Origin of the sequence: Enterobacter cloacae complex sp. P2B, assembly GCF_014895985.1 — a bacterium.
Taxonomy (GTDB): Bacteria; Pseudomonadota; Gammaproteobacteria; order Enterobacterales; family Enterobacteriaceae; genus Enterobacter; species Enterobacter bugandensis.
Map to the genome: position 1 here is coordinate 1 of NZ_JADBQQ010000005.1, position 4672 is coordinate 4672.

A 4672-nucleotide genomic window follows, 5' to 3' on the forward strand; every position below is an offset into this window, starting at 1 on the left:
ATTAGCCCCTGATGAAACTTAAGCGCAAAATAACAAATCTTAATACGTAATCGTATCATCAGTTTACTTCAAAATTCCGAAAGAAAAATAGATGGAATTTTAAAGAAAAGCAATGGAAATTAATGAAATTGTCTATCTGAGTTATTAAACCTTATCAATCTCAATTTTTCAAGAAATAATCAGCGCTGTGCAGAGCGCTCTTTTAAAAGGAGAAACTAACAATGACTGCCACACAGAACGGTACCAAGTTACAACCACGCATGACCAGAGAGCAGCTTATTGATGCAGCTCGCAAAGCCGTCCCTCTTCTTCCTGCCGCTTACGGCTGGATGGTTAACGAACTGGCTACACGCCTTGATGTTACCAGCGTCGCGCTTTGTGAAGCGATGGCGCAGCGGAAGGAACTGGCCGAGCAGAATGCCACCCTTCGACAGGATGTAGCGAGTTGGGCCAAAGAGTGCGACCGCATTGTGGAGCGCCACACTAAGACCCGAACCAATATGCATCTTCTGGAAGCACAGCGTGAACTGCCTCCTGTGGTGATTTCCATGAAGAACGAGGTTGCTCTCTGATGGCTAACTCATTCAAGCAAATGACCCGGGCCGGTGTAATTAAGCGCACCGATACCGGGATGTTTATCGCCCTTTCCGATATCCATGTTCGTGAAGGTTTCAACAAGCGTGAAGACGATGAACGCACCCGCCAGGCTGATGATGATCTGTTCAACTATCTGATGAACGGCGGATCAGTTCCACCACTGGAAGTTATCGCCCGTGATGAAGGTGGCGTATGGGTTGTCGAAGGTCACCGCCGTCGCCGCTGCTATGCGCGCTGTGCTGAAGCTGGAAAGCCCGTAGACCGCATCCACATCATGCCGTTCAACGGCAGCGATGTTCAGCGTCTGGCGCGGATCATGACCAGTAACAACCAGCTCCCGCTCTCCGATATGGAACAGGCTGCAGTTATTCAGGAGCTGCATAACGCCTTCAATCAGACCACCAGCGAGATCGCAAAACTGGTCAACAAGTCTGTTCCTACTGTCGAGAAGCTCCTGCTACTCAGCACAGCTAACCACGACGTTCAGAAAGAAGTTAAATCCGGGACCGTGTCCGTAGATGTTGCCGTTGATCGCGTAAAAGAGTTCGGCGAGAAGGCCGGTGAGGTTCTTCAGAAGGATAAAGCTTCTGCTGCAGCAAAGGGTAAGAAGAAAGTTACCCGCAGCGTTATAGCGCCGGAAATTAGCGTGAAGAAAGCGCGTCGCCTTGTTGAACTGATTAGCCTGGCTGGGATAAGTGACACTGGCGTTATCTCTCTCGAAGGTTTGGCTCATGCAGAAGCATCGCAAATTATTGATGAGCACAAAGCCATAGCCGCCCAGCTTCGCAAAGGAGATCACTCATGAGCAACAAAATCGTAGCGTTCCTAAAGCGTATGGAAGAGCAAGGGCGCACTCTGGAAGTGAATGGAAACTTTGTTGTGGTTACTCCAGCAGCAGGTATGTCTATCACAGACATGATGGATATGCAGAGTCTCAATAAGAAAGGTGAGTTGGCGGATTACATCACAAAATCTCACAAAGGGGCCGCCCAATGAGCAACATCGACAAACAGGCGCTGCGTGATAGCGCAGAAAGCACAATCAACATTCTGGAAAACATCGCGGGGTTCGAACCATCTGATATCGACGGCGACACCGTAGAGCTCCGCTTTGAAACTGAGGACGGCTTCGATACCGGTTGTGACGTTAGCATTGTTGACCAGTGCCAGAAAGCCGCCGATGTAGTTCTGGCGCTGCTGGATGAGCTGGAAGCCAAAGACATGATGATTGCTGAGCTAGAGGCAATGTTGGCGCGGCTCTATGCCGAGTGTGACACCGGAGAGCGTCGGGGCAACGGCAGTCAATCAGGGGTTGCGATGCCGTCGTGGGTAACAGTTGAGGCGGCGCGTTTGCTGCTGGGAGTTAAGTAATGGAATTCACCAAAGGGCGGTTACGCGCATGTGCACGCGAAAAGGTTAAGAGTCTGGAATTTTCCATCACGCAGACCGCTTTCGCTGATTCACGCGCAGAGCTTGAAGAAGAACTGGAGCTGGCGCGTATCGCGCTGGCATCGCTCGAAGCGGAGGCTGTGGCAGTCAGGGCTCGATGGAAGGATGAGGTATCTGGTCACGGCAATTGGAAGTATTACGATATTGCGCACCGATATTCTTTGATGGCTGACGAGAGTCGTGATTGTGAGCTTATCTACACCGCCCCGCCAGAGACGGTGTCTGTGCCTGATGATATCCCCGACAGCGTTTACGAGGTCCTCTGTCAGGCATGTGGTGGCGGAGAAAAGGCTTGCGATTTTGCGGATGAACTTTGGAACGCCTGCCGCGCCGCCATGCTTCAGGGTTCCGAACCTGTAACGACGGCTTACAAGTTGCCTGATGATTTCGACCTCGACCGCTTTAACGATGTCGTGTGGCTGGAGGCTGTGGCAAGCAATCCGCACATGCATTCACTCACGACATCGACCATCGCTATGGTGGCGCTGGAGCTGAACAGGAAATTAGCCGATCGTAACTCTACTGTAATTCAGGATGGTTGGGTAATGGTGCCGGTCGAGCCGACGGCAGAAATGCTCCAGTCTGGAATCTCAGCTCATTACGAGCGCAGTCAAATACAGATTCACGACAGACCTGCGCCAGGTCCAATGGAGTGCGCTTACGCGGCCATGCTAGCAGCAGCACCGCAGCAGGAGGTGAAGGCGTGAGTAAATCAGAATTCCTCCAAAAGTTAGCCTCGCTTGCTACAGAGTGTCACACACTGGCCTGTCAGTTGGAAATTGGCGATGAACGCACTGAGATGTTTGAGATGTACAACGTCCTGAGAGGTCTTGGGCGCAGCGGATATGCAAGCCAGATAAGCAAAGCTACCAACCCGCTTTTGTGGGCGGTTGACGATAACGATGATGATTGGGATGAGGATGATGAGTGATGCCTAACCCATTCGATGCAGTAATGTTCGTGCTGCTTGTCATCTGCTCACTTCAGGGTATTGGGTGGCTGCCATGGTGAGCAAACTCAAACGGCGGCGAATACGCCGCCTTAAAGCCGATATCGCATGGTGGCGCGAGGAAGCAGAGGATTGCCGCTCACGCCTGCTGGAACTGGCTTGCGAAATAGACAGGCTCAAAAAGCTGGTTATCCGCGTGCCGATGCCTATTCTCATGCCGGAGGAGATGGTCCACCAGCTTTATTACACCGAAACAAAAAGATGTCGTACCTGCAATGATGGGCTTCGTGGTGGTTGTTCATCATGCATTTTCTATAAGAGATAGCCGGGTGCAGCCGGTTGAGTGGAGAGCTATACGATGAGCGGACAAAGCCAACGTTTTCTTACCCCTGATGACCTCTATCAGCTTACTGGTTATCGTCGCCCTTCCCTTCAGTGCCGAGCACTGAAAGAAAGCGGTGTGTTTTTCGTGCCACGAAAAGACGGCAGGCCAGGCACTACATGGGATCATGTAACTAACCCTGCAGGCCTCAAGCTGGTAGTGAACAATCCAGAGGAAGAAGAACCAAACTTTAAGGACATGTAATGCCCAGAATCCGCAAAAACCCAGAAGATAACTGGATGCCGCCCCGCGTTCGTCGGGGCAAGTCAGCCTATGAATTCAGAACGCCAGACGGCAGAACGGTGAGATTGTGCAATCACGATCTTACTAAGTCTCAGGTCTGGGCAGCCTATGAAAACTTCATTAACGATATCAAGGTAGGTTCCAACTTCAACGCACTTTGCGAAGAGTTTTTTAACTCTGGTGACTTCCATGAACTGGCCACCGAAACCAGAAAGGACTACAGAAAATATGGCGCAAAAGTAAATGTTGTTTTTGGGAAGATGAAGCCAGACAACATCAAGCCTGAGCATATCAGGAAGTATATGGATAAGAGAGGTGTTAAAAGCAGGGTTCAGGCGAACCGAGAGAAAGCGTTTATATCGAGGGTTTTCAGGTGGGCATATGAGCGCGGAAAAGTGAAGATTAACCCTTGCCAGGGGGTTAAGCAATTTAAGGAAAAAGCGAGAACTCGCTATGTCACCGATAAGGAATACGAGGCTTTATTAAGCGTTGCTGGTACCCCAGTGAAAGTTGCTATGGAACTTGCTTATTTATGTTGTGCAAGGCAGGGAGATATCCTAGACCTGAAGAAAAGCCAAATCCTCAATGAAGGGATAATGATCCAGCAGAGTAAAACAGCCGTTCCTCAAATTAAGGCATGGACGGAGCGATTGGATAATGCAGTCAGACTTGCTGAATCTCTTCCTCTAAATTCAGGAATGGTGAGTATTTATCTGATCCACCAGCCATCTGGTTTGAGATATACAAGAGATGCGTTTAACGCACAGTGGATGAAGGCGAAAAAGTTAGCCGCTGAAAAATTTACTGAGCTCGAATTTAACTTCACGTTCCACGATTTAAAAGCAAAAGGGATATCAGATCTGGAAGGCACTCTTAACGAAAAGCAGGGAATCGCTGGTCACAAAAATGCGTCACAGACAGCGCGTTATGATAGAAAAATTCCTATAGTTCCGGTAGTTGGGGGGCAGTAATGCCCTCTTTTTGTGGCGAAGCTGAATGGCGAAACAATGGCGAATGGCGAAAAAAAGACAATAAAAAACCACCTTTCGGTGG

At 49.7% G+C, this 4672-nt stretch carries 9 protein-coding genes; all 9 read left to right on the plus strand.

The genetic code is table 11. The annotated features are described in order from the left end of the window. The first annotated feature begins 221 nt into the window (after positions 1–221). The 9 genes from IM313_RS04280 to IM313_RS04320 all read left to right on the plus strand — a co-directional run bounded on the left by IM313_RS04280 (position 222) and on the right by IM313_RS04320 (position 4590). Positions 222–572, plus strand: a complete 351-nt coding sequence (locus tag IM313_RS04280) for a hypothetical protein (protein ID WP_193056086.1) — start codon at positions 222–224, stop codon at positions 570–572. After that, entirely contained in the window at positions 572–1402 is an 831-nt protein-coding gene (locus tag IM313_RS04285) for a chromosome partitioning protein ParB (RefSeq protein ID WP_163365145.1), read from the plus strand. Before IM313_RS04280 ends, IM313_RS04285 begins: the two co-directional genes overlap by 1 nt. Next, positions 1399–1593, plus strand: a complete 195-nt coding sequence (locus IM313_RS04290) for a hypothetical protein (protein ID WP_193056087.1) — start codon at positions 1399–1401, stop codon at positions 1591–1593. Before IM313_RS04285 ends, IM313_RS04290 begins: the two co-directional genes overlap by 4 nt. Next, positions 1590–1967 carry an ead/Ea22-like family protein gene (locus tag IM313_RS04295; protein ID WP_226858815.1) on the plus strand — a complete coding sequence of 126 codons (378 nt, stop codon included), beginning with the start codon at positions 1590–1592 and terminating at the stop codon, positions 1965–1967. Before IM313_RS04290 ends, IM313_RS04295 begins: the two co-directional genes overlap by 4 nt. Continuing rightward, positions 1967–2752, plus strand: a complete 786-nt coding sequence (locus IM313_RS04300; protein WP_193056092.1) for a hypothetical protein — start codon at positions 1967–1969, stop codon at positions 2750–2752. The genes IM313_RS04295 and IM313_RS04300 overlap by 1 nt, the downstream gene beginning before the upstream one ends. Then, positions 2749–2976 (plus strand): hypothetical protein, encoded by a 228-nt coding sequence (locus IM313_RS04305; protein WP_193056088.1) that lies wholly within the window; start codon positions 2749–2751, stop codon positions 2974–2976. Before IM313_RS04300 ends, IM313_RS04305 begins: the two co-directional genes overlap by 4 nt. A 73-nt stretch (positions 2977–3049) precedes the next feature. After that, positions 3050–3319 carry a hypothetical protein gene (locus IM313_RS04310; RefSeq protein ID WP_193056091.1) on the plus strand — a complete coding sequence of 90 codons (270 nt, stop codon included), beginning with the start codon at positions 3050–3052 and terminating at the stop codon, positions 3317–3319. Positions 3320–3352: 33 nt separating this feature from the next. Further along, complete coding sequence (locus IM313_RS04315) at positions 3353–3580, plus strand: DUF4224 domain-containing protein (RefSeq protein WP_016063584.1); 228 nt, start codon at positions 3353–3355, stop codon at positions 3578–3580. Then, positions 3580–4590, plus strand: a complete 1011-nt coding sequence (locus IM313_RS04320; RefSeq protein WP_193056089.1) for a tyrosine-type recombinase/integrase — start codon at positions 3580–3582, stop codon at positions 4588–4590. The genes IM313_RS04315 and IM313_RS04320 overlap by 1 nt, the downstream gene beginning before the upstream one ends. Positions 4591–4672: the final 82 nt, after the last annotated feature.